The following is a 1512-nucleotide window of genomic DNA, read 5'->3' on the forward strand; positions in this document are numbered from 1 at the left end:
CATTAGGTCTTTGTGCTCTTGCATGTCTTATATAGCGCCATCCTGGTGCTTATTTTTTATTATATGGAACTTCCTGTTCCTGACCATTCAATAATATGAAAATTCCAGTATGCCGCATAGCAGCAAAGGGCCGAGATTCACGTAAGCCTAGGCCTACAAAATAGCCTAAATTTCATCCACAGAAATTGGGGATAGTTTTTACCCTGGAAGAGTTGATAACATTCGGAAAATGTCAAAATTGATCATTTTTAAGCCGACTTGTTTCAAAATCGGATTTTTGGGCATTTTGTGATCAGTGTGAAATTTTTAAGTTATTGATATTAATATACAAGTGTTGTTATTCACCAATTAAAATGTCTATGCGATAAACCATTTAAAATGTCCTGTTTTTAACCACAAGAGTCAAGCACAGGATTTAAATTTCTTTGTTCAATAACAGCTTTCTGAGCTTTACGACTCGGCATACTTTTCTTGAGGCGGGAACGTTTATTCTGTTTTTCCAATGCTTCATACTGTTGCTGGATATGGGCCAGAACCGAACCTAATCTTTTATTCTCAACCACTGCATTTTGCTGTAGTCCAGCCAGTTTATTGAAGACGCTATAATAGATCTTCCGTCCCTCATACATGATGGCGATAGTTCCATCCGGGTACTCCAGAAATGAAATGTATTGCCCAGCAAGCTTATGATTCAGCTCTGTCGGTTCAAGCATATAAATACACTTGTCATAGGTCAGAGTCAGATTCTTGGTGACCTTACGCGGTTCCTGCCAGGTAAAAATATCATCCAGTTCAAGATCAGATTCGGCTAATGGTCGATGTAAATTCTTTGAGTTTCGTGCACATTTAGCGAACTTCTGATTGAAATGCTCAATAAAGCAGGGTAGCCATGCATTGGCTTCGGCAATCGAACCCATGCCTTCCAGGCGAATCTCCTTAATCAGGCGGTCCTAAAGGGTTCTGTTGGCACGTTCTACACGGCCTTTGGCCTGTGGGGAATTGGCGAAGATAATATCAATGTTTAACTCATTCAGAATCCGGCCAAATTGCGTGATCTTACTATCTTGACTCGATTTTTGATTGACTCGGAATACCGAGTGTTTATCGCTATAAAAGGCCAAAGGCTTGCCGTATTGTTCAATGTAGGCTCGGGTTGAAAGCATATAGTCAAAGGTTGTTTAAGCCTCACAAAAGCGCAAATGCAACAGCTTGCCAGTAGCATCATCGATATACACCAATAAACAGCACTTAGCAGCGCGTCCTTCGAACCAGTCATGATATGAGCCATCAATCTGAATCAGTTCACCGAAGCAATCACGGTTATAACGTGGCTGATATGGACGCTTCAGGCGCTTGGATCGAGGAATCCACAGGTCATTGGCCGTCATCCAGCGCCGAAGCGTTTCTACCGGGATATTCAGGTCAAACATGCTGCTGAGCTTTTCATGCGCCAAGGTGGGTCCAAAGCCCAGCAAATGTTCAGCAATAATGGAAAGGCACTTTGATTTTAAC

1 pseudogene is annotated in these 1512 nt (G+C 41.9%); it reads right to left on the reverse strand.

Annotated elements, in window-relative coordinates:
• Positions 1-389 precede the first annotated feature (389 nt).
• Positions 390-1512, reverse strand: a pseudogene (locus tag ACNPNW_RS05905) (ISNCY family transposase); the annotation flags it as partial.

The organism is Acinetobacter endophylla, from assembly GCF_053543775.1.